This window comes from Paenibacillus abyssi (genome assembly GCF_014640295.1).
Lineage (GTDB): Bacteria > Bacillota > Bacilli > Paenibacillales > Paenibacillaceae > Paenibacillus_D > Paenibacillus_D abyssi.
The window spans coordinates 131,783-153,960 of record NZ_BMGR01000011.1 but is presented as its reverse complement, the minus strand read 5'-3'; the positions used below and the strand labels follow the sequence as shown (position 1 = coordinate 153,960).

Here is a 22,178-nt window from a genome sequence, read left to right as displayed (position 1 = left end):
GTTTTTATCAGATGAGAAGCAAGTATCAGGTTCTACGTATATTCCATACCATGTAGAACAATAAGAGAACGCAAACCACAATTGCCGCAACCTTCCACCATGTCCCACTGTCCACGGCTGCTGTTGCCGTTAGTTGTTCCTGGCTTACAACCGGTTCAGCAGATACCGTCTCCGAGCCGTCTGAAACCTCATTTGAAAGCTGTTCAGCATCGTTTGCTGCAGGCTCATCTGAGGGATTCGAATTCTCTTCGGGCTCTTCAGCGGCTGAATAATTGATGTGGTTATTCGTTTCTTCCAGTGCTTGTTCTGTTGCTTGCACGATAAATGAATACGTTCCGTTAATTGCATGCCCGTCTTCACCAATAATTCTCCAGTTCACAGTATAGGTACCGTTCTGGAGGGGTGCTTCTGTTAACCCAACAATCGAATTTTTGCCTGTTTCGATCTTTTTAAGCTGAATCTCTTCCCCATTCCCGTCTTGAACGGTTATCCCGCTGAGCGGCTCTATCTTGGTATTAAACGTCAATTCAATCCGATCCACTTCACTAGTGACAACTTCAGCATTTGCCGGCGATGAGCTCTGTAGCCCCGTATGTGCCCATGCCGTATTGGGAAATAAAAAAATTAAGAACATAACGATAGCCAGCCGTGCTATATATTTATTCATGCGGTCCTCTCCTCTTTGCTAGGAAATTCATTGTGCACGATTATACCAGATTAGTCGGCTGTTGTGATGACGCTTAGGGGCTAGAATTTGTACATTTTAAAAATTATTGAAAGGGATGGCTCTCATGTGTTTACCATAATAATTATTTTTTTATTCAAATACAAGAGCGTCGCACCTGTGAATGCGCCCGCCTTGAAGAACTGCAGCGTAGACGCCAACAGCTCCCTCATTATGCTTAACCGCAGTACGAAGCACGTTTGGATCTTGAGGAAGATCGGCCTGTTCTAGCGTTGTCATGACACAGCGAACGGTAGGCTGCACAATCTGCAGCCTCACTTCGTTACCGAATCGCAAGGTTTTGCCGATCCAATCATTTTCGACAAACCCGTTTCCGTCAGGAACATCGATAACGATATTGGGCCGAAAGCGCCTGGCTTCAATTCGACTCTCAGGTGCCAACGCGCGTAATTGGTTGATTGTGGCTGTAGTCAGTATATGTATATAACCGATATCAAAAAAAGTGCCTTCGGGCGAGGTTCGGGTAAAGACGGTCTCGCGGTTTTGAAGCCCTTCGATATCAGGGATATATCCTTCGAACTGTGATTCTTGAGACAAGTCAGCAGTCAGCTTCACGGGTCTGTTAAAGCTCCCAGAAAGTCTTTCCCCTATATCGCTCTCTAAACTTGTACCGGACGAACCGTCGGGAAATGTGATACGTACTGGCGATTGTCCAGTGGCAACAGAGGCCGGATCAACATATGCAGCGCGATATTCGAACATTCGAGGCCATTTCAAAGGATTCTTTGCATTTGCCAATTTACCGGTCGAGATATCCAACAATGCATAGGTACGATCTCCCAACAATCCCTTAGGAGTGACATCGCACGCATTCATCTCTTCTCCCATCATCGATTTGACCGGATATCTCCACAGTGATACGACTCTCGATTGTTTCATCTTCGCATTCCCCCGCTTTTCTAAATGATAATTTAATATTGCTATATGTTTATATTATCAAACTTACGTGGCTTATGGCGAACCGGTTAAGTTTCAATACTAATTTGTGAACTCGGGCTTTCCATCGCCCACACCGGCAACCTATCGCTCCACACGAAAAAACCGCGATTAATCGCGGTTTTTAGACTGTTTATAAATGATTTATTCTATCGGCACATTCGTATCCCGGAATTTGCTTACTTCTGCCGTAAGCTTGTAATTGTTAGCGGCTACTACATCCATAAATTCTCTTAGTGTACCCAGAAATTCACTCGAATCTGTTTGATTCCACTTCAAGATCGCGGTATAGCCTCTTTTTGCATTTGGACGCATCTCATCATTCGGATAGTCAAACAGAGATGTATTGCTTGTTCCATAGAATGTAATATATTTGTAGTTCGTAAATAATTCGTTCATTTGGGCTGACCGGTTAGATGTTCGATACTGGGTAATGAATCGCTCCTGTGTTATAGCACGATTGAGAAGCTCCTGATACCCGATATAGATCGCAGCATCCTTAAGAGCGGCTTTTCTTGATTCCTCCGCCATAATATCGATATAAGCTTTAATATCGGCTTTTACATACGGCTGGTATTTCTTGAAAATCGAATAATTGATAATCGGGAAATACATCCCTTCTGCCGAGTCGAGCTTATAACCGCTTGCCGATGCCAGATTCATTAATGATTTCAGCGAGCTGTCTTTTGTAAGGTTTCTAATATGCGAAAAGTTATAACCCTCTTTGTATACTTGATAAATACCCGTTTGAACCGATGTTATAAAGAATCGTTCCTCCATCGAGGGGAGCGCCTTTTTAATCGCATTCTCCAAATGCAATACCATTAATGTCGCTTGATGCGTATTGGCTTTCTCAATATTGGCATTCAGATAAACGATGGCTCTTGGGAGATGGCTGGGGTTTTTGAGAAAACTTTGGAATTGGTAATACACCTGGTTGGACGAAGCGGAAGCGACAAACGTAGTTGGAGTCGCAGTTGTCCCCACAGAATTCACTGCCGTTGAAGCGGTACCTGCTTGAGCAGTTAGAGTCAGCGCGACAAGAGCTGCCAAGGTTAAGGACATTGTGTTAAGGATTCGTTTATTCATTTGTTATCACCTTTTCTTTCGTTATGATTGAGTTCATAATCGTCAGAATTACCTTGCTCACCTATAACGATTGTCCTGAAGGTATTTTCCTGAGAGGCCAGCAATCCTGCTCTACCCTACATTTCTTCTTTACTCATCGAAAGAATAAGAAGCTTATCCGGCGTTCCGCTCCCACCCTCCATGACAGGAATAATCTGTACTTTATGACCATTCTCCAGCTCCTTCCATGTGAACGTTTTTCCATCCTCATCCTCAATAATCGTGCTTGGGGTAATTTGTGCAGTAAACTCTGCCCCCCAATCGTTTATGTCTGGACCCTTCATGTCCCGCTTCATCCATTCGGTAATATCAAAAGTGATGGTTTGTTCTTGTTCATTCATATGGCTTATAAAGCCGATCATTTCATCGTCCGAATAGTGACCGTACGGTTTACTCGCACATCCGGCAATGACTAAGCTCAAAGCGATAAAGAAACAGAGAACGATCTTCATGCTTTTCATTCGATCAGCCTCCTCCTTTACTAATGTAAACGAGGGATAGCCGCTAGAAGTTACCGATTATAGAAAATATTCAAGATAATGGTTTCGATGCAAGCAGCAGCAGTTCTTTCTTCTTTCATGTTACAGTAAGAAGGAATAATCGGATTGTTATCGAATGCTCTTTAAGAATAGGAGGTGAAAGCATGTTGGAGAGCTTACAAGGCAAAGAAGTTATAATTACCTTTCTAGACGGAGCACACATAAGTGGGGGGGTCCTGGAGCAGGTGGACGACAAATTCGTTAAATACCGTACGGAATACCAAGAAGTTTATATTCCTATCTCTTCCATCCGAACCTTGGCTATCGATACCAAAGAACGTCAACGTCCCCGCGTAGGATTTGCCATATAAGGATTAGAGAGGGTTAATCACCCCTATGAGGCTGTCCCAAAAGGATCTTCATTGAGATATTGAAACTTGATAGGTGCCACTAAAACGGTAAAAATGGCGTCACAGGTCTCCTATCTGTGGCGCCATTTCTGCTGTTTTCAATTTCGTTTACTTCGATTTTTTCTTTGCTGCGGATCTACCCTGCTTTTTCGGGTCGTTCGACGGCGGTGCAACATGCTGAGAACCGTTGGGCTTTATAGAATCAGACATCTTCGGCGGGTGCTCCTTTCCTTTGGCTTCGTGTTCATTATTTGCCAATCGGAAAAAAACTATTAATCCCGCACACCCTTCATTAACGTCTGGCTAAAATGCCCAGTTGCCCTTCTTAAATACCGGCTCTTCCGTACCGTCCGCTGTCACGCCGTAAATATCCATCTGACCGGAACCGATCATAAAGTCTACATGCGTGATGCTCGTATTGAGGCCTTTCTCTTTCAGCTCATCCTGAGACATCCCTTTTCCTCCTTCAAGGCAGAAAGCATAGGCACTGCCGATTGCCAGATGATTGGAGGCATTCTCATCAAAAAGTGTATTGTAATAAAGAATGTTCGACTCCGAGATTGGTGATTGGTGTGGAACCAGCGCTATTTCTCCCAGATAATGCGAGCCTTCATCCATCTCGATCAAGCCCTTCAGCGTTTCCTCGCCTTGCTCGGCGGAGAAATCGATAATGCGCCCATTCTCAAAGGTCAGCGAGAAGCCGTCAATAATATGGCCTCCATAGCTGAGAGGTTTAGTGCTGGACACTTTACCGTTCACACCTCCTGCCAAAGGAGCGGTGAAAACCTCCTCCGTCGGCATGTTCGCTACAAAAGCAGTACCTTGCTCATTGATGCTGTCGGCTGCCACCCAGATATGGCCTTCTGGAAGTTCAATTGTCAGGTCGGTGCCCGGCGCAACATAATGCAGCTTTTTGTATTTCTTAGCATTAAGGTAATCGGATTTTTGGTTCAGGCTGCTGATATGCTCTTCCCATTTCTTGATCGGATCTGCTTGATCCACGCGCACGCTCTTAAATATTGCATCCCACAGCTTATTCACTTGCTCTTCCTCAGGAAGCTCAGGGAATACTTTCGCCGCCCATTCCTTTGAAGGAGCTGCAACCACACACCAGCTGAATTTATCAGACTGCACATACTGCCGATATTTGGCCATCGCTTTACCGTATGTTTTTTGATGATTAACAATCCGTTCTTTAGCCACGCCCTTGAGCAGGTCCGGATCCGAGGATACGATACTGACGACCGCCGCGCCTTTCTCGACAAGCTCCAGCATTTCTCCGGCGTACCACTTCGGCTCTTCCAAAAAAGCTTCATCGGCCGCTAGATCGTATCGTAAACGGGCGACTGTATCATCGCTCCAATTTACCTTTACCAGATAAGCGCCGGATTCATAAGATTTCTTCACGATTAAGCGAACCAACTCGGCCGAATCAATCGTGCCATTTACGACCAACGTCTGACCTTTTTGAATATTTACACCGACTTTAACGATCAGATCAGCATAACTGCTCAGTTGCTGCTGGAATTCAGGCATCGTCTTCCCTCCAATGGATTCATGGTTTCCATTTTATTGTATAGCAAAATATTCAAATTGCAAAAGCAGTCCTCAGAGTAAAACGCATCTGCTGCTGACACTATGTTATAATGCTAATTATCAAATTGCTGGAGGATTGTTCAAAATGAAACTTTACGTCATTCTCTCGTTCAACGAAGACGGGATGGAAAATGTTTATGTAGGAGAAGACGAAGAAAAGGCATTATCTCTCAAACCATCTGATTTTGAACAATGTGATGCCTTGTTCGTGGAAGTTTGGGAAGACGGGGAGAAAATTGACGATTATCGTCTGGAATAAGACTGGGTATACTCAAACAAAGCCGATCATCCTTGGGTGATCGGCTTGTTTGTTTATGAAAATGAATGAAAATGAAAGGAAAATGATGAAAAACTGGGAATATCAATCATGATGCACGCTTTCATTGATTTTTTATGGAAATGATTTACGTTTTCATGAGTGAATATCGACTTTGTGAATAATTGTCAAAAGTACGATAATAAAGATATAAGATTTAAGGGAGGGCATATAAAATGTTAAAAAAAATTATCGATGGTTTCAATACACTTCTGGATGCTTATGAAATCGCAGAACAAAAAAATAAAGCACGCCTCGTGAAGCATTAATCCAGCTTGTCTGTGCTCCTAATAAAAAACCTGCCGCCCGGCAGGTTTTTTTCTCAATAGAAAAGCAGGTTTAAATTACACCTCTATATTATTGCGAGACAACAGGCCCATGCCAGTTAATCATTCCACCTTCTACATTCACTAACCTTTCATATCCGTTCTCTTTTAACAAGTTAGCCGCTTGCATGCTTCGACTTCCACTGCGGCAAATAAGAACAATCTCTTTGTCTTTCGGCAGTTGAGCGTAAGTTTCATGTAGAGTGCTAAGTGGCATATTTTTCATTCCATTGATGTGGCCCGAATTAAATTCTTCCTCCTCACGGACATCAACAAAGATAACATCATCAGCATTTGAGTTCTTTAGCCGCTCTTCCAGCTCATCATTCGTAATTTGTTGGATTTCCGGTTCCGGCGCTGGCATTAGATTATACCCTAATAAAACTAATCCGATCGCGGCAATGACAATAATGCCCCAGCTTTTCTTGCTCATCTTATACCTCCCTTTCGCCTCTCATAGTTTTTTGCCTTTTCCGCTTATGATTTTCAGTGTGTCGTTCTCGGGCCTGATCGTGTAATCCAAGCTGTAGGAGCTCAATATATAGTCATCATTTTTGTTTTCCCAGGCTTCGATGACGACCTTGACTTCAGCGGAATCTTCAGTTACTGAAGTGACGGATATATTTTTTATGGCAACGCTCGAAGTGTATAGATAACCTTTCCGGAAATGCCCGTAATCCGTTTTAGTCTGCCAATTGCTGCCGAGCAGGCTGTAGGCCGTCACATAATCCCCCGCATTAATGTTTTCGTAGAAATATTCCAGAAGGTACATAGCCCCTTCCGACATCATTTCTTTGGTGTAATGATCTGCGGACAACTCATCATCAGTGCTTGACGTCAAAGCGATCAGCTCCTGATCGGGATTATTACTCCATTCCTCAAGCATTTCCGCTACTTGGTAGAATGGAATGCTGAAGCCGATGCTGCCTTGCTCGCTTCCGGCGGAATTGATGCCGATGACTTTGCCGCTGCTTTCCATGACGAGCGGTCCTCCGCTGTTGCCGTTTGTGATCGGTGCAGAGATTTGATAGACATTCCTATATTTTATATGATCCAGGTCAATATCGCGATCAATCCCGCTAATGATCCCTGTCGTGACCGTATTATCCAATCCGAGCGGACTGCCGAAAGCGACCACCTCATCGCCAATTTCAGCCTTTGTCTCTTTGTCCATAAGCAGCGGCTCTTTGCCGGCCAGAGCGTCTACCCGTATAACCGCTATATCATGCTCCTCATTCATGCCGATCACTATACCTGCGTGCAAGCTGGTATCGCTTGCTTTTACTTTTACCTGAGCAGCTCCGGAGATGACGTGCGCGTTGGTAACCACATCTCCTTTGTCATTGTACAGAAACCCCGAGCCTTGGCCGGAGCCGTCCGGAAACACCGCTTCGATGGACACTACGCGTTTTTGATGCTCACGGATCATTTCCTTTAGATCGGGTGTGGCCTCATCAGGATCGGCGGTGCTTCCGGGTGGGCCGAGTTTTGATTCTGCGGTGACAACAGGATTGTTCCAGATATCATTCAAGTAATAAATCGATACTCCGCCTGCTGCCAAAATACCGGCTGAAATGAGGATCGTCATCCATGTTTTCATAATAAATGCTCCCAGACCTTTCGCTAATTAATTTGCCATTCCATATAGGTTACATTGACCGTGTGCATCGTTTCATCATTGTAATAGTAAGTGTTAAAGCTGCCCGTCTTCCCGACATCCAAGTAGTAGGGCGAAAGATATATGGAACCCTGCTGCACTATATTTCCTGATTCATCTAAAATATCAAAGTAAACCATCACGTAGCTGATTGGCCGTGTTGCTTTGTTTTTTACGGTTCCTTCGATATTAAAGAAGCCATAGTAGTCCGTATAAACATCCAGGGAGAGAAGTTCAACCGCTTCGGTACGATTCAAGATATCTTCGCGTGTCGCCGCTTCGATCGCAAGCTGTATCCGCTGCTGCTCGGCTTCTTCAAACTCTTTCTTCTGCTGTTCGATTGTCGTTTTCAAGGAAACGAGTTTTTCATTACCCTCATCATGCTTCAACACTTCATCTACAGTAAGCAAAGCATCGGAGAAATCTTTATCAGCAAGCTCAGCAGAGGCTTTTTCATAAGCGAGCTCTACCATTCGCTGTTTGATCTGCTGCGTTGTCTTTTTTGCTTCTTCCCCTTCATAATCTTTCAGTGTATTAAGTAGAGGCATTAATTCCGGTATTGTTGTTTTGTTCGGGAAATCGTCGTTAACCTGATTAATGACGATACCTTCCTCTTTCACTCCAGCCAGATCCGAGAGCTGGTTATAGACGGGGCCTGTACGGGTTTTCAGGTCATCCTTAACACCTTTGACCACTTCCATAGCCTCATCAAATTTCTTTTCCTCGATCAGCGAGCTTGTTGCTGATAATTCATCCTGAAGCTCAATCGCGTCTAGAAGAAGCTGCCGGTTATTGACCAGTACCGGATGGTCCGGCCGTTTTTGTAAGGCTATATCGAATTTTCCCAAGCCCGCTGCCAGCTCTCCCTCAAGCGCCAGTGTCTCCCCATCGGCAAGCAACTGGTCTACGTCCTGGTTTATACCCATTTGAACCATATAAAGCACCCCAATAGCTGCTGTTGTAAAAATAAAGCTGCAGAGCGGCAGCAGCCAATGAATTTTACGGTGTTTCGTTTTTCCCCCTTGCATCTCAACAGAGGAATTCGAGACCTCTTCGCGGGCAATCTCGGTCCGCTGCCCACTTTCTTGTTCAATTTCCGTGTCATCGTTATTACGCCCTAATTCATCCTTTTCTTCATCGGACGCGCTGACTACCGGTGCCCCGCAATGATTGCAAAACTTGCTTTCTGACTGAAGCTTAGATCCGCATTGTGAACAAAACATGTTAGTGTCCCCTTTTACTGAACAATCTTAAAAATAGTACTACAGACACTAGAATTTCGACAAGAATCAACGAATCCCTTCAATTTTCCAATCGAGCTATTCCCATAGCAAAAAAAGCCCCGCTAACGGAGCTTTGTCACCGATCTGAACCTGCGCTATGGACGGGTTCTATTTATTATTTTGCGATCTCGCCGAGCACTTGATCCAATTCTTTGATTGATTTGTTTAACGCTTCCTGGTCTAGTGGTTCGATGCCTACGCCTGCTTCGATGGCATGCAGAGGCGTTTCCGCTTTATCATAAAGCTCTTTCGACTGCTCTTTCACATCGTCCTCGAATGATTCCCAAGCCTCTTCCAGTTTGCTCGTTTCTTCTTTGGCTTTTGCGGGATCGCCGGCATCAACGGACGCTTTCACGTCAGCCAGAACGTCTTTCATATTGTTGGCGCCGTCACCGATGTTATTTCCCCCGCCGCATGCCGACAACAAGAGCATTAACATCATCACAACTACTGTCATCCCCATCCACTTTGTCTTCTGTTGCATTTCTGAGACCTCTTTTCTGAATATTATTTATTTATCTCCAATTGCTTTTGCAATTTAAGATCCTTGTATTTATTCCACAACACAATGGCGCAAGCAGCCGCAATTAGCAGCAGCTGAGGGATTAATCCTTCCCATGTTGGATACATGGCCAAAATATCGATCGATTTCATGCCTTCAAATTGTGTGGCCGGGATTAATCCGGCTAATTGAAGGCCATGCACTCCCATCCCCATAAACTTGAAGCATAAATAAAACACCAGTATGCTGGAGATCAAGAAAAATGGCCTGATCGGGATTTTGATTCCTACTCGAAGCACGAGATAAGAGACAGCTAGCAATATAACAAGCGCAATTCCAATTCCGGCCAGCAGATCCGTGATGCGAATGGAGGAAGCCATGCCGATTAAGAACAGGACGGTCTCTGTACCCTCCCGAAACACTGCCAGGAAAGCAAGAATGGCTAACGACCATAAGCTGCCTTTTTGAAGTGCTTTCGTGCTTTGGCTCTTAATATAATAATTCCACTGCGTAATGCTTGCATTGCTGTGAAGCCAGTATGTCATGTAGAGAAGCATTGCCGCCGCAAAAATTCCCGTAAAGCCCGCAATCATAAAATTGTTATTTCCAAAAGCTCCTGACGAGAACAATACTTGAACGGTTACACCAAGTAAAACACTTAGACCGATTCCAGCTACAATGCCGCTCCATATCCACTTTTTCTTTTCTTCGTGACCTGATTTCTTCAAAAAAGCAAGCAGCGCAACGACGACCAGCAGTGCCTCCAACCCTTCTCTGAGCAAAATGGTCGTGGCATCCAGCATATTGTAGCTCGTTTTGCCAGCCAGCGGCTCGAGATATCCGATCATCGTATCAATTGCTTGTTGGGCCTCGATTGTTTTTGGAGGGGTGTTCGATAAGTAAGCATAGGTCAATACCATATCTCTTTCGGCGTCAGCGTAAACGTTTGCCGACTGTGTTAATACAATCCCTTCGATATCAAGCCAAGATTGCCGAAACGCTTCAATTTTCACCTTCGCCTGATCGGTATTATTTTGCTCTAGATCTTGATTAGCCTCTTTCAATAATCTGACTAGCGTTCCTATGTCGCTTGCTTCAGAAGCTATCTCCTCTTTGTCCTTTGTATAATTCCCGTCAATAAACCGCTGGTTAATATTCACCTGCTCGGATAATACTTCCGTTAAACTGGATCGCTTGACCGGATTTTGCAAAAAAGCAAACTCGATTCGCCCCATCGCATCTTCGATTTCTTTATAAGTATCTCTAGATTTTCCCTTTATCCCGTCTTCGATTTCAAACCATTGCGATTTGAAGGCTTCATATTCCTGCTTCGCACCATTGATATCGTTTTTCTTTACCAGCTCAATCGCGTGTAAGATGGATTGATTCGCTTGTTCAAGTTCCATTTCAGCTGTCAAATCTACTGCAAAAACAGAGGGGATATAGATACAGAAGAACAAACAAAAGATCATGCAAAGCTGTTTCGACATTTTAACCACTAAAAGCACCTCTTGAGCAATTTTAATTTTAGAATCAATATAAATAGTGAGAATGATTATCAATTAACTCGAATAGAATCATAACCTACTTATTAAAGCGACGTCAATAGGTAATTTATTACAGTTCTTTCATGCACTAATCGTCACATTTATCCATAAAAAAATCCCGTACTGTATACGGGATGAGCTTGTCGATACTCCCTTAAAATGATGAGTTAGAACAAATCACCGTCACGGAATCGGATACCCCGCCCAAAAAAAGTTCTAATTCTCATCAGGACTTGAATACACTCCAGACGTCTTGTGTCTCTGAACCCAGGTACCATGCTGAAATGCCGCGAAGCCGATACTGCTGGACCAGCGCATACCTCGCTTTAACGCTGTCCTTATCTTCCACCCAGATTTGATGTAACTTACCATTTACCGTGAATTGGACATAGTTTTGAGAAGCGGCCGAATGCCATGTTTTGGACAGGCGCCTGGCTTTAATGACAGCAGCCACCTCAGCCATTGTACAGTCATGACTGGTTATCTTTTGTGTGTCTATATCCGTCACCCACTCTCTTGCAAAAAACGGAATCGCCAGAATAATTTTATGAGAAGGCACTTCCTTCATCAGCTCAACGATCCCGCCCTTTACCCAGGAAAGGGATGCAACGGATCCCGTCTTGCCCCCGCCGGACCAATGCTCCTCATACCCCATCATAACGATGAAATCCGCTGCTTGGCCAAGGCCGGCACGATCGTAGCTTCCTGACCAATAGGGATCCTCGCTTGCTCTTGTCACGTCGACGGATACCAGCAGGCCATGCGGCTTCAGCGAATTTGTCAGCTCCTGTATGAAAACGACAAAATCTTGTTTGTTTTTTGGATTGAGATTTTGAAAATCCACATTGACACCATCGGCATCCGTTCGGATCAGCGATTCGCGAATTTGGAAAACTGCCTTCCTGCGTTTACCAGGGTCTGATAACATGATATCGGTTAATTCGGCATTAAACCGGTTACCCAGCAGCGGCCATACCCGCTTTCCCAGGTTGTGCGCGGTTCGCACAAATTCGGAATTTTCTTTGATTGTTATTACACTGGACTTATCGTTTAGCTCGAACCAACGGGGAGAAACAACATTAAGATTCGGGTTTTTGCTTTGCGTGAGATTCTGATTGACAGTGCCGCCAAAATTCCAGCCCATAATAATCCTATTCACTTTTCTGGATTGAACGAGTGATTTCTTGATCCAGCCCTTCTTTCCTTCCAACAACTGAATTTGGATATAGTAGTCCGGAATTTTCAGCTTTTGTCCGACCTGAATTTGCGTGGAATTCAAACGGTTGATTTGTATGAGTTCCGTTACCGTCACATCGTAAGCAGCGGCGATTTTCTTTAGATGATCTCCATCGGTCACCGTGTGTACCACTGTTTTCTGAGGGATTCTCAGCGTTTGTCCGATTTGGAGATCGGTGTTATGAAGAGTATTCGCTTGCTGCAATTCTTCGACTGTTAACCCGTAATGACTAGCGATTATAGCCAGTGTATCACCAGATACGACCGAATGAACCGCCTGGGATGCCGAATCTCCAGCAGCTGAGGCAATACGGGGATATTCATCCCCTTTATTTAATACAGTCAGTACAGCTGATTTTACATCTGGCGCCATATAGACATTGGCTTTCGCAGCAATGACCTTGGTTACATACAACGTAGTGTTGGCCGCTGCTTTTCCATGACCGCCTACACAAATAAAACTTAACGTGAACATCATCATGAAAAGTGAGAACATTTTCACGAATCCCCCACCCTTCTTTCTGAAGATTGTTCCGGTAGATCCGGGCAATGACGTTATTCTTCCCAAATAAATCAATTTTTATTGTTGACTCTCACGCTGAAAATTAAAGAAATTATCAGCAATCCATCATTCAATCGACAACAACAAGAAGGCCGATAATACCGGCCTCCCCTGCTAGAGTAACTCACCAAACACGGTGCCTTCAATACGCTCCGAGATGGAAAACATGAGATTTCCGAGCCTCCCTTTTCCGAAAGCTCGGTTATTCAATTGAAAACAGACCAAATATCATTCGTTTCAGAACCCAAATACCAAGCCGCTATACCTCTTAGACGATATTGATTAACCAGATCATAGCGCAGCTTCATGGATTGTTTATCCTCTAACCAGATTTCATGTTTGTTTCCATCAGCGGTATAACGAACGAGATTTTGTGAGACGGTTTTTACCCACGATTTTGTAAGTTTTTTTGTTTTTATGATTTGTTCAACCTCAGTCATAGACCGATCATAACTAGAAACCTTGCCAGTAGCAAGATTCGTCACCCATTCTCTCGTGAAAAATGGCACGCCAAGAATAATTTTGTGGGAAGGAACTTCCCTCATGAGTTCTTTGAGCCCCTGCCGCACCCATGGCAAAGAACCCACTGAACCCGGCTTGCCGCTGCCGCCCCAGTGCTCCTCATATCCCATCATGACGATATAATCCGCTGCTTTGCCAAGTTCCGACCGATCCAAACTGCCGGACCAAAATGGATCTTCATTCGTTCTTGTCACATCCACAGAGATGAGTAAACCATGCGGCTTCAGCGCAGCTTTCAATTCCTTAATAAAATCAACGAAATCCTGCTTATTTCTCATCTTTATGTTTTCAAAATCAACATTAATCCCGTCTGCGTCTGTTCTCAGCAATGAATCCCGTAGCAAGCTCACTGCCTGCTGGCGTTTGACCGGGTTTGATAGAAACAAATCCGTGAGTTCAGGATCAAATCGGTTGCCAATTAGGGGCCACACCCGTTTGCCCAGATTATGCGCCGTTTTTACAAAACGGGCATCCTCTTGAACCGTTAGATTATGGTCTGTATTTATATAATACCACCGAGGGGATATGACATTCAGGTTCGGCTTATTACTTTGTTTAAGGTTCGACTGGGTATTTCCGCCATGGTTCCAGCCCATAATAATCCGGTTGAGTTTTCTGGTTTGTAGATTAGATTTTCGAGCCCATCCCTTTTTCCCGTCCAACAACTGAAGCTGCACAAAGGAATCCGGAATTTTCAGTTTTTGGCCAATGGTCAGCTGTGTCGATTTTAAGGCATTGATCTGCATGAGATCTGATGTTGTCATCTTCAATGAAGCAGCAATCTTCCACAATGTGTCCCCTTTTACAACGGTATGTATACCGGTTTTTTGGGGTATACTCAGCTCTTGGCCAATTTCAAGGAAAGATGAGGAAAGTTTATTTCGCTTCTTCAGTTCACTGATGGAGACCTCATATTGACTGGAGATCGACCACAATGATTGGCCTGCAGCTACTTTATGAATGATAAGTGAAGAGTCTCCTGCCTTGGCAGTAATGACAGGATATTCTTCACCTCTACTTAATACAGTTAATACAGCCGAGCCTGAGTTCGGAGTTGTATATACGTTCGCGCTTGTCGTGTTGACTGTAGCGGCGGATAACTCAGATGCTGCCGCATCTCCTATACGCGTAAAAAAAATGAAGCTTAGTGTGTCAACAACAAGAAACATTGCAAACCATTTTCTCAAGGATAACCTCCCGCACTTTCCGACATGTTGATCATTTTACTCCTTTAATCCATTAATGCGACAGCGGGAGTTGTTGGAAACGAGGGATTTTTCCTCCCTTGAATAACAGGAATTCCTTTTTTCTATCGTTATGAAATCGCTTAATAAGGATAAGTAAATGCTCTATTAACACAAAATAGCAGTCTGGCTTTGAGTGCAGACTGCATACAGAGGATTATCCATATCACCGCCCATCTCGATTGCCCTTTTCTGAACAGCTTGGATCGCCTCAAAAATAACAACCTTACCGGACCGATCATACGTTATTCATATTTCGCTCGATGTGCCGAACGGTTCTTTGATCTTCGTATTTAGCCTATTAAAGTTGAAAAGAATGATTCCGCTCACCAATCCCGAGACACCGGCAACGATGAATACCGATTCGAAAGAAATGATATCGATTAAAAAACTGCTTCCCAGCGTCACTACTGCGGATACGATCAAGGTTAGCACGCTGTTCACGCTGACATACATCGCCAATCTTTCATGCTTTACATTTTCGATAATAAGAACTCCGCTGCTCAGAAAGAACCCGCAAAAACCTAATGTACTAAGAGCAAAAGCTGCATACACCGCGAATAGCTCATAGATGCTGACGATTAAAACGCCTGCAGCGACGGCGCAAAGCGACGAGACCAAAAGGACTAAGCGGTGGCTGTATTTGTCCGCGATGATGCCAAACACGATATTGCCGATAATGTTTATCAAACCCGTTATCGCCGTAAACAATACAGCTTGTGATGCGGAGATCTCATAGACGCGCACCGCGTAGAGTGCATAATAGGCCAGGCTCACTTGTGATATCATCATAAAACAAAAACTGATCACGATTGTTTTAAATGTTCGGTTCTCGCGAAAAGTGACAGGAATGGACTTGAAATATTGAAAGAAATTCATATCGATCGGTGTCACCTGATCAGGCTCTTCCTTCATTAGTGCGAAGCACAGCACATCAAACAATAAAATAATGGCTCCGATACCGAAGATGATCGTATAGTTGTAAGGATAAGCCACCTCATTAAGAATGACGCTGGCCGCATAAGCTGATCCGAGCGCCAGCAGATTACCGAGGCCTCCCGAGTACCCTCTTAACCTTCCGCGCTGCTGAACACCGACCATTTTGGCAAACAGGGTCATATAGAACGGGCCGTACGCTCCGACGAAGAAATTGAATAGCGCCCAGAAAACAAAAAATAACAGGATCATCAACTGAGGATTGGATACCGAAAAAACAGGAATCGTAAGCACAAATAGCAAAAATAATGTTCTCTGAATGAAAAGATATTTAACAAATGTATGAAGCTTGTAGGACAGATTCATTACCTTTTGGGCGAAGAAAGGCTGAGAAGCAATGGCTCCAATAGATACAAGGGCATTGGCCAAGCCAATCTCGAACGTAGCGGCTCCCAGTTCATTCAGAAAATAGGTCATGATCGCATTGATCGATAAAAAAGTCATGGCATTATGAAAAAAAATGCCGTCCATAAAAATTAAAAAATAGTTTCTTTTGTGAGAATCCATTCCGTGCGCCTGCTCTCTTCATGATTTCGAATCGTGTCTGCCGCAGCAATCCCCTTTCTTGTATAGACGCTTGCAGTTCATTCGAAAAGTTGTATGATATGGTTATAGAATAAGAATATTCTCGTATAAAATCCATAGTATAAATCACTTTCTACATCAACTATATTGCTATTGGGGTGTCATTTATGGAATCTGAGGTACTGGCATGCGGATATTCTTATCATACAAAACCTTTCACGACCACGACCACGAATACGACGACTTTTATTAACGGTCTGCCTACCTTTCTCTTTCGATTACAAACAGAAGGAAGCTGCCATGTTTTAATCAATGGGAAGATGAGGAAGATCAGTACGGGTGATTTACTCCTCTTGCGACCTGGAGACAATTATGAGCTAAGAATTGGCGGTTCAGAAGAGGACGACAGCATATCGAGCGGGGATTATTTTCTGTTCTGTGATGGGCCATGGGTCAGGCAATGGTGGGAGCGTTCGGCAAAACCTACGTTTACGACAATTAATAGCAATGAAAGAATGCTCTCCCTGTGGAAGCTGCTTTATCTGGAAAAGCAAAATGTAGAGGAAGAAAATACAGAGCTGCTTCATTACTTAATGCGCTCATTATGCCTAACTTTAGAGCGAGGAGTAACGGGAACTCACACGCTGCAAAGCCACCCGAATAAGTATCTAGTCATGACATGCAGTAAAATGAAAAATTATATTGAGGAACATGCAATCATTGGCTTCAAAATTGAAGAAGTGGCCCAACATGTCGGACTTAGCGTCTCCCGTGCAGTGCATTTGTTTAAAGAGGTGTCCGGCTTTACAATGATTCAATATGCGCTTGAGATCAAGCTTTCCAACGCCTTGGAGCTTATCAATTATAGTCATTTGAACCTCGAGCAAATTGCGCAGAACTGCGGATTTGGCACCTACGCATATTTTCATAAAACATTCAAAGCTAAATACCGGATCTCGCCCAAGCAATATCGGCTTCGCACAAAGGAAGAAATCCAACTTTTTGTTTAGAAAGCGTGTTATATTAAGACTCGATAAAATGAAGCTTAATCGTTCCTCAATGATCCGCTACTTGCCAACGATGCCGATATTTCTCAAGCAGGGGATGCAATAATCGTGGCTCCGATGACAGAATAAGCCGGATCTTTACAATCCACTCTTTGAAGGATGTATAGGAAGCGAACTGATTTGCCGTCTCCGGTGTGACATACAAGAAGTGAGGGCCGCTGTACTTTTCAGTCAAATGTCGAAGCGCATAATCCATCGGTGTGTATTTCTTTCGTTTTCCTTCCCAGCTTTCAATGACTGCAATCGAGCGTCCCCGATCCCGCTTCCACTCGTGCAGCCGATCCTCCCGCTTGTAAAATGAACTGACCGGCTCTTTCGACATCCGCTTAACCGTCTGCTCGTGGAGAGGATACAGTACGAGCTTGGCGAACGACAGTGACTCCGCAACCTCCACCGTAAGGTCCAAGTCTTGATCCGTCACCTGTTCAAATGCGTCGTAGAAAATTAACGTACCTTTTTGTTTTTCTTCCGGCGGTTCATAGCCATAGGTTACTTTTTGGATATCCCGGCTCAAGCGTTTCCCTCCTCACCTGCTTTAATAAGGTCTACATGTAGTTTACCCTATCATGGATGAAATTACCTAACGAATCTAACAGTTGTTAGCTTCATTCGTACAGCAAAAATATTTCCACAATCCCGACCTTGATATATAATACGTATGTCCCCAAAAGGCTGCTTTCGTTCAGCGGCCTTATTGCAAATTAGGAGGAATATAATGGAGATTACAGAAATCCCTATACATTTAATCGATGAAGATACCGATCAACCCAGATATCAATTTGATGATGAGCCCCTGCAGGAGCTAATGAATAGTATCGAGGAACTCGGCCTCTTATCTCCGATCAAGGTAAGGACGACGAATGAGGGGCGATACAAAATTATATACGGGAACCGGCGGTATAAAGCAAGCAAAATGCTGGGCCGCCCTACCCTTCCATGTATTGTGTCCACTACTTCGGATGAGAAGGAAATCTATCTGGAGCAAATAGCGGAAAATCTTACGAGAGAAGGTTTTTCCCCTATTGAAGAAGCGGAAGCCTTCAACAAGCTTTTGAATGATCCGAAGTTCAGCAGCTCGATCAAGTATCTCTCCAGTAAGCTCGGCAAGCCGGAAGCTTATATCAAAAATAAATGTGATCTGCTGAAGTTCAGCAATAGCGTTAAAAAGCTGGTCGTTAGCGGTACCGAAATTAAAAAAGACAAGCTGACGGAAGAGCAGCTAATGCCCATTAAGGATCTGCCGATCGAGCATCGCGACTCGTTGGCCTTGATCATCGCCAAAGATGAGCTGCCCGTTAGCGATGTCAAAAAAATCGCTCGCCTATTCAAAGAAAAAGGAATATCTGCCGGCACGAAAGACAAGTTATTATTCAAATCAGGCCGGGAATTGCTCGACACATGGTTTGTCTATCAACAAAACAAAGCCGAAAGAGAAAAGCTTGCGGCTGCGCAGAAAGAGGCTGAGGAAGCAAGCAAGCAACAGGTTGATCTGTCCGGGACTGGAGACGCAAGCAGAGATCAATCCGGTGCTGAGCCTGCGACACCAGCGGCAGCGGCAGCACCCATCGAGGTTAAGCTAAACAAGTTACTGTCATCGGTTCCCGCTTACATACCTTTATCGACAAAAGTGATCAACTCTCTAGATGAGATTAAACCTGCCGATAGCGAAAACTTTTTAGTTGGCGCGGACAAGCTTATTGAGAACCTTGAGAAGCATCTTGAGGAATGGAAAAGGGTCAGAGAACTTGTAAAGCGATCAAATGGAATAGATCAGTAGTTCTTGAAGCATGCCCGGCGCGGTAAATCTGGGTCAACCAGGCCTCGTGAAACTTCACGTATAATCTCAATAGCTCGTCAATCGCGCCCATATCGATTTCTTCGGCATTGCCCCAAAGCTGATAGGCTGCTATTTTGAATACAAAAAAACCGCGTCTCTATACTATAGAGACGCGAGCCGTAAGGAAAGATTAGTTATATTTGATATCCGCGCCAGCCAATCCCGGTTTGTACGCCAACGCCTTGGCCGCTCAGATGACCGCCGGCATGAACACCGACCCCTTTACCGCTAAAATGGCTTCCGGCATGGACCCCTAACCCATGACTGCCGAGATTGCCGCCTGCGTGAACACCGGCACCATGTCCACTGAGATGACCGCCGGCATGAACGCCAAGCCCATAGCCCCCAAAATGACCGTCGGCGTGAACGCCTATTCCATGAACGCCTTGATATCCGCCAGCCGGATATACCCATGGGTAATGCATCGGATAAGGATAGAAATAAGGATAGATGGACTGAGGAAACCGATTGTAACTGTACATGTTAGGATGAATCGCCATACAAAAAACCTCCGTTAGGTTGAATGTGAATGATATAACCTATTCACGATTCATTCAAACGTGATACTTGCCTTGTTGATTTGGCCACGCACTCAATGTATTCTGTTATGCCAGCACCGCTTCAATAAATACCGTTGTTTGCTTAGCCAGATCGATCTCCGTTACATCCAGCTGATCATCGTTCGTGCGTACAACGCGCACAACCGGTCTTCCGGGAAGTCCTCTATGCTGTCGCACGACAACTCCGGTTTCCTTCGTGGAAAGGCGCACAGCCATCCCATTGGGATAAACAGAGATAATTCGTGTGAACTGGACAAGCACCTCATGATCCAATTGCTTCTCCGACATGGCCATCAGTTCTTCACAGGCTTCATGCGGGAGCATGCCTCTATGATCCAATGGATTAATTAAGTTGTCATACGTATTAGCCACCGCTACGATTTTGGCAAAGGTATGTATTTTTTCCGCCTCCAGCCCGCGGGGAATGCCAGTTCCGTCGATCCGTTCATGATGCTGCAAGGCGGTATGAGCGATCAGCAGATTGAATTCGCGCTTGGATTTTATTAACTCAAAGCCGCGCCACGTATGATGCTCCTTCAAATCGACCTGCTGTTCCTCATCGCTTATAGTCATCCCATTCTTGCCTACGTCATGCAGCAATGCACCGATCGCCAAATCCTTCAATTGATTAATATTCAAGCCCATATTTACCCCGATCAGCGTAGAGATAAGACACACATTCATCGCGTGAACATACTGCGCATTGTCTTCCGTACGAATATCTGTCAGCTGGATCAACAGCTCTTTGTTGCTGAGCACATCCTCCATAATCCGGTTGACACTGACCCCGATCTTTTTCGTGCTCCATTCTTTGCCGGAACGAATTGCCTCAAACGTGCCGTTCATTTCATTAATTACGGTCTGTTTGGTAGCTTCGCTGAGGATATCTTCCGTTTCGACATCATCGAAGTCCGGATCTTGTATATACAGCATCGTTACTCCAATGCGGTTAAGTGTATTAATCATGAATACTGTTAATTGGACACCTGCCGACAGCAATGCCGTTCCATTTCCGGAATATACGGTTTTGCCAAGAAATTGTCCCGGCTCGACGCTCTCGATACTTACATATTTCATGAAACTTCCTCCACTATCAACTGACTGACTAACTTGGTAAGGTTATGAAATCATTGTACCACAGAATGGACAAGATGCCCCTATACATAAATTTCCACAAAAAAATCCCGCGATGCTCGCGGAATTCAGTTTAATAATCATGCTTTAAACTCGGTAAAAGAATGATAAATTTAGTACCGATATTCTTCTCACTATGGACCAGCACTTTCCCCTTAAAAGACCGAATAATTTGATAGCTAACCATCATCCCTAGCCCCGTTCCGCTTTCCTTCAAGGAGTAGAATGGCGATCCAAGCCGTTCAATTTGCTCTCTCGTCATGCCAACACCTTGATCCTTGATCATGATTTCAATATATCCATCTTCAGTTGAAGTACATGTGGCATGAATAACTCCACCGGTGGGCATCGATTCGATCGCATTTTTTATAATATTAATCAGACATTGATTTAATTTTTGGGCATTAGCAAGCACCCAACAGTTCTTATCTATGGAAGAGATGATTGTAACATCTTGAAAAGCGGCGTATGTTTCAAGAATTTGGATTACACGCCCTAACTGATGACCTGCATCAACGCCTTGCATGTCGTTAGTAGGCGGCTTACCAAGGGACAATAAATCGTTAATAATATCATTAGCCCGATCCAATTCCTCAATGGAAATATGGATATACTCCCTTTTCTTCTCAGATAAACCAGGTTCATTGAGAAGCTGAAGGAAGCCCCGTGTCACCTGCATCGGATTTCTTATCTCATGGGCGAATACACTGGTCAAATCACTAACAATTCGTTGTTTCTCCGAATTCTGTATCTCGATCCGAAGCTGATGAATCTCTCTTATATTTTCGTTGAGCACGGTAAAGAACCAAGTTATGACGGCGACAAATACGAGATGGATCATTTGTATTTTAAACGTTTCTATTGAAAACCCTCTTAAGATTAATGTCCACACGAGGCCAATTAAAATATAATACGAAACAAGCAGCACAGCGATTTTCACTCGTTTTCTTTTTTTCGCGCTGTCGAATGTTCTCTGGAAATACATGAACACAGGTACACCGCATAATACAGTAAAAATAGTCGTATATAATCCCAGATCGATTCCAATATACATACGATATAAGATCAACACAGCCGAAATAAACAGTGCTGTACTTACTCCTCCATACATTGTCCCAAGCAATAATGGAATAATCCGAATATCGAGGCGATAATCCGGACCAAAGCTCGCCGGGAATGTCATGCACAGCAGAGTCGAGATTCCCCACAAGCCAATCATAATGACTCTTTCATATTTGACATTGATTAAGCGGTCTGTAAAAAACGTATGATAGAAAAACAGGGGAATGGCAACAAACATAAGCTGAAGCACAAAATCTTTTATGACATCCATTTTCAATACCTTTCGTTAATTTACCTTGTTTTTATCCGTAAGAAACGTACTTGTTATCTTTCGCCTCATCCATCTGTCATTCCTTCTTTTTCTTAAAAAAAGGCCATCATCTATCTTATGCAATCAGGCAAACGCTTTCAACTGCTTTTGGCTCGATTCCGAATAAGATACGCATGATCAGAATAAAAGACACTTGCTAAGTGTGAGCGGATAAATCCGCCTGAGATAAATACATAA

At 44.0% G+C, this 22,178-nt stretch carries 21 protein-coding genes; 4 read left to right on the top strand and 17 right to left on the bottom strand.

Going from position 1 to position 22,178, the window contains the following annotated elements:
- Positions 1-25: 25 nt before the first annotated feature.
- The 4 genes from IEW11_RS17055 to IEW11_RS17040 form a co-directional block, all read right to left on the bottom strand.
- On the bottom strand, positions 26-667 hold the full coding sequence (locus IEW11_RS17055; protein WP_188532270.1) for a copper resistance CopC family protein: 642 nt from the start codon (positions 665-667) through the stop codon (positions 26-28).
- 150 nt (positions 668-817) lie between these two features.
- Entirely contained in the window at positions 818-1,624 is an 807-nt protein-coding gene (locus IEW11_RS17050) for an MOSC domain-containing protein (RefSeq protein ID WP_188532269.1), read from the bottom strand.
- A 201-nt stretch (positions 1,625-1,825) separates the two neighbouring features.
- Complete coding sequence (locus IEW11_RS17045; RefSeq protein WP_188532268.1) at positions 1,826-2,770, bottom strand: hypothetical protein; 945 nt, start codon at positions 2,768-2,770, stop codon at positions 1,826-1,828.
- A 116-nt stretch (positions 2,771-2,886) separates the two neighbouring features.
- Positions 2,887-3,270 carry a hypothetical protein gene (locus IEW11_RS17040; RefSeq protein WP_188532267.1) on the bottom strand — a complete coding sequence of 128 codons (384 nt, stop codon included), beginning with the start codon at positions 3,268-3,270 and terminating at the stop codon, positions 2,887-2,889.
- A 182-nt stretch (positions 3,271-3,452) separates the two neighbouring features.
- On the opposite strand from IEW11_RS17040, the gene IEW11_RS17035 reads away from it, so the two are divergent.
- On the top strand, positions 3,453-3,659 hold the full coding sequence (locus IEW11_RS17035) for a hypothetical protein (RefSeq protein WP_188532266.1): 207 nt from the start codon (positions 3,453-3,455) through the stop codon (positions 3,657-3,659).
- Positions 3,660-4,001: 342 nt separating this feature from the next.
- Here IEW11_RS17035 and IEW11_RS17030 read toward each other — a convergent pair whose 3' ends face one another.
- On the bottom strand, positions 4,002-5,234 hold the full coding sequence (locus IEW11_RS17030; protein WP_188532265.1) for an aminopeptidase: 1,233 nt from the start codon (positions 5,232-5,234) through the stop codon (positions 4,002-4,004).
- Between the two features lie 145 nt (positions 5,235-5,379).
- Here IEW11_RS17030 and IEW11_RS17025 point away from each other — a divergent pair, with 145 nt between their 5' ends.
- The gene (locus tag IEW11_RS17025; RefSeq protein WP_188532264.1) at positions 5,380-5,553 is read left to right on the top strand and encodes a hypothetical protein; all 174 of its coding nucleotides are present in this window, start codon (positions 5,380-5,382) and stop codon (positions 5,551-5,553) included.
- Positions 5,554-5,967: 414 nt separating this feature from the next.
- Here IEW11_RS17025 and IEW11_RS17020 read toward each other — a convergent pair whose 3' ends face one another.
- The 8 genes from IEW11_RS17020 to IEW11_RS16985 all read right to left on the bottom strand — a co-directional run bounded on the left by IEW11_RS17020 (position 5,968) and on the right by IEW11_RS16985 (position 15,992).
- The gene (locus IEW11_RS17020; RefSeq protein ID WP_188532263.1) at positions 5,968-6,369 is read right to left on the bottom strand and encodes a rhodanese-like domain-containing protein; all 402 of its coding nucleotides are present in this window, start codon (positions 6,367-6,369) and stop codon (positions 5,968-5,970) included.
- A 21-nt stretch (positions 6,370-6,390) separates the two neighbouring features.
- The gene (locus tag IEW11_RS17015) at positions 6,391-7,536 is read right to left on the bottom strand and encodes a S1C family serine protease (protein WP_188532262.1); all 1,146 of its coding nucleotides are present in this window, start codon (positions 7,534-7,536) and stop codon (positions 6,391-6,393) included.
- Between the two features lie 23 nt (positions 7,537-7,559).
- Entirely contained in the window at positions 7,560-8,816 is a 1,257-nt protein-coding gene (locus IEW11_RS17010; RefSeq protein ID WP_188532261.1) for an FxLYD domain-containing protein, read from the bottom strand.
- Positions 8,817-8,991: 175 nt separating this feature from the next.
- Positions 8,992-9,360 carry a hypothetical protein gene (locus IEW11_RS17005; protein ID WP_188532260.1) on the bottom strand — a complete coding sequence of 123 codons (369 nt, stop codon included), beginning with the start codon at positions 9,358-9,360 and terminating at the stop codon, positions 8,992-8,994.
- A gap of 23 nt (positions 9,361-9,383) precedes the next feature.
- Complete coding sequence (locus IEW11_RS17000; protein ID WP_188532335.1) at positions 9,384-10,868, bottom strand: FTR1 family iron permease; 1,485 nt, start codon at positions 10,866-10,868, stop codon at positions 9,384-9,386.
- 283 nt (positions 10,869-11,151) lie between these two features.
- Positions 11,152-12,657 (bottom strand): LysM peptidoglycan-binding domain-containing protein, encoded by a 1,506-nt coding sequence (locus tag IEW11_RS16995; protein WP_229725392.1) that lies wholly within the window; start codon positions 12,655-12,657, stop codon positions 11,152-11,154.
- Positions 12,658-12,929: 272 nt separating this feature from the next.
- Positions 12,930-14,414, bottom strand: a complete 1,485-nt coding sequence (locus IEW11_RS16990; RefSeq protein ID WP_188532333.1) for a LysM peptidoglycan-binding domain-containing protein — start codon at positions 14,412-14,414, stop codon at positions 12,930-12,932.
- A 324-nt stretch (positions 14,415-14,738) separates the two neighbouring features.
- The gene (locus tag IEW11_RS16985; RefSeq protein ID WP_188532259.1) at positions 14,739-15,992 is read right to left on the bottom strand and encodes an MFS transporter; all 1,254 of its coding nucleotides are present in this window, start codon (positions 15,990-15,992) and stop codon (positions 14,739-14,741) included.
- 185 nt (positions 15,993-16,177) lie between these two features.
- Between IEW11_RS16985 and IEW11_RS16980 the strand changes: the two genes are divergently transcribed.
- On the top strand, positions 16,178-17,020 hold the full coding sequence (locus tag IEW11_RS16980; RefSeq protein ID WP_188532258.1) for an AraC family transcriptional regulator: 843 nt from the start codon (positions 16,178-16,180) through the stop codon (positions 17,018-17,020).
- Between the two features lie 46 nt (positions 17,021-17,066).
- Here the strand turns inward: IEW11_RS16980 and IEW11_RS16975 are convergent, their stop codons facing one another.
- Positions 17,067-17,591: a hypothetical protein gene (locus tag IEW11_RS16975; RefSeq protein WP_188532257.1), complete on the bottom strand. Its 525-nt coding sequence runs from the start codon at positions 17,589-17,591 to the stop codon at positions 17,067-17,069.
- Positions 17,592-17,792: 201 nt separating this feature from the next.
- Between IEW11_RS16975 and IEW11_RS16970 the strand changes: the two genes are divergently transcribed.
- On the top strand, positions 17,793-18,854 hold the full coding sequence (locus IEW11_RS16970) for a ParB/RepB/Spo0J family partition protein (RefSeq protein ID WP_188532256.1): 1,062 nt from the start codon (positions 17,793-17,795) through the stop codon (positions 18,852-18,854).
- Between the two features lie 194 nt (positions 18,855-19,048).
- Here IEW11_RS16970 and IEW11_RS16965 read toward each other — a convergent pair whose 3' ends face one another.
- From IEW11_RS16965 to IEW11_RS16955, 3 genes are all read right to left on the bottom strand, one after another.
- Positions 19,049-19,414, bottom strand: coding sequence for a hypothetical protein (locus IEW11_RS16965; protein ID WP_188532255.1), 366 nt, complete (start codon positions 19,412-19,414; stop codon positions 19,049-19,051).
- A gap of 105 nt (positions 19,415-19,519) precedes the next feature.
- The gene (locus IEW11_RS16960) at positions 19,520-20,551 is read right to left on the bottom strand and encodes an HD-GYP domain-containing protein (protein WP_188532254.1); all 1,032 of its coding nucleotides are present in this window, start codon (positions 20,549-20,551) and stop codon (positions 19,520-19,522) included.
- A 130-nt stretch (positions 20,552-20,681) separates the two neighbouring features.
- Positions 20,682-21,941, bottom strand: a complete 1,260-nt coding sequence (locus IEW11_RS16955) for an ATP-binding protein (protein ID WP_188532253.1) — start codon at positions 21,939-21,941, stop codon at positions 20,682-20,684.
- Positions 21,942-22,178: the final 237 nt, after the last annotated feature.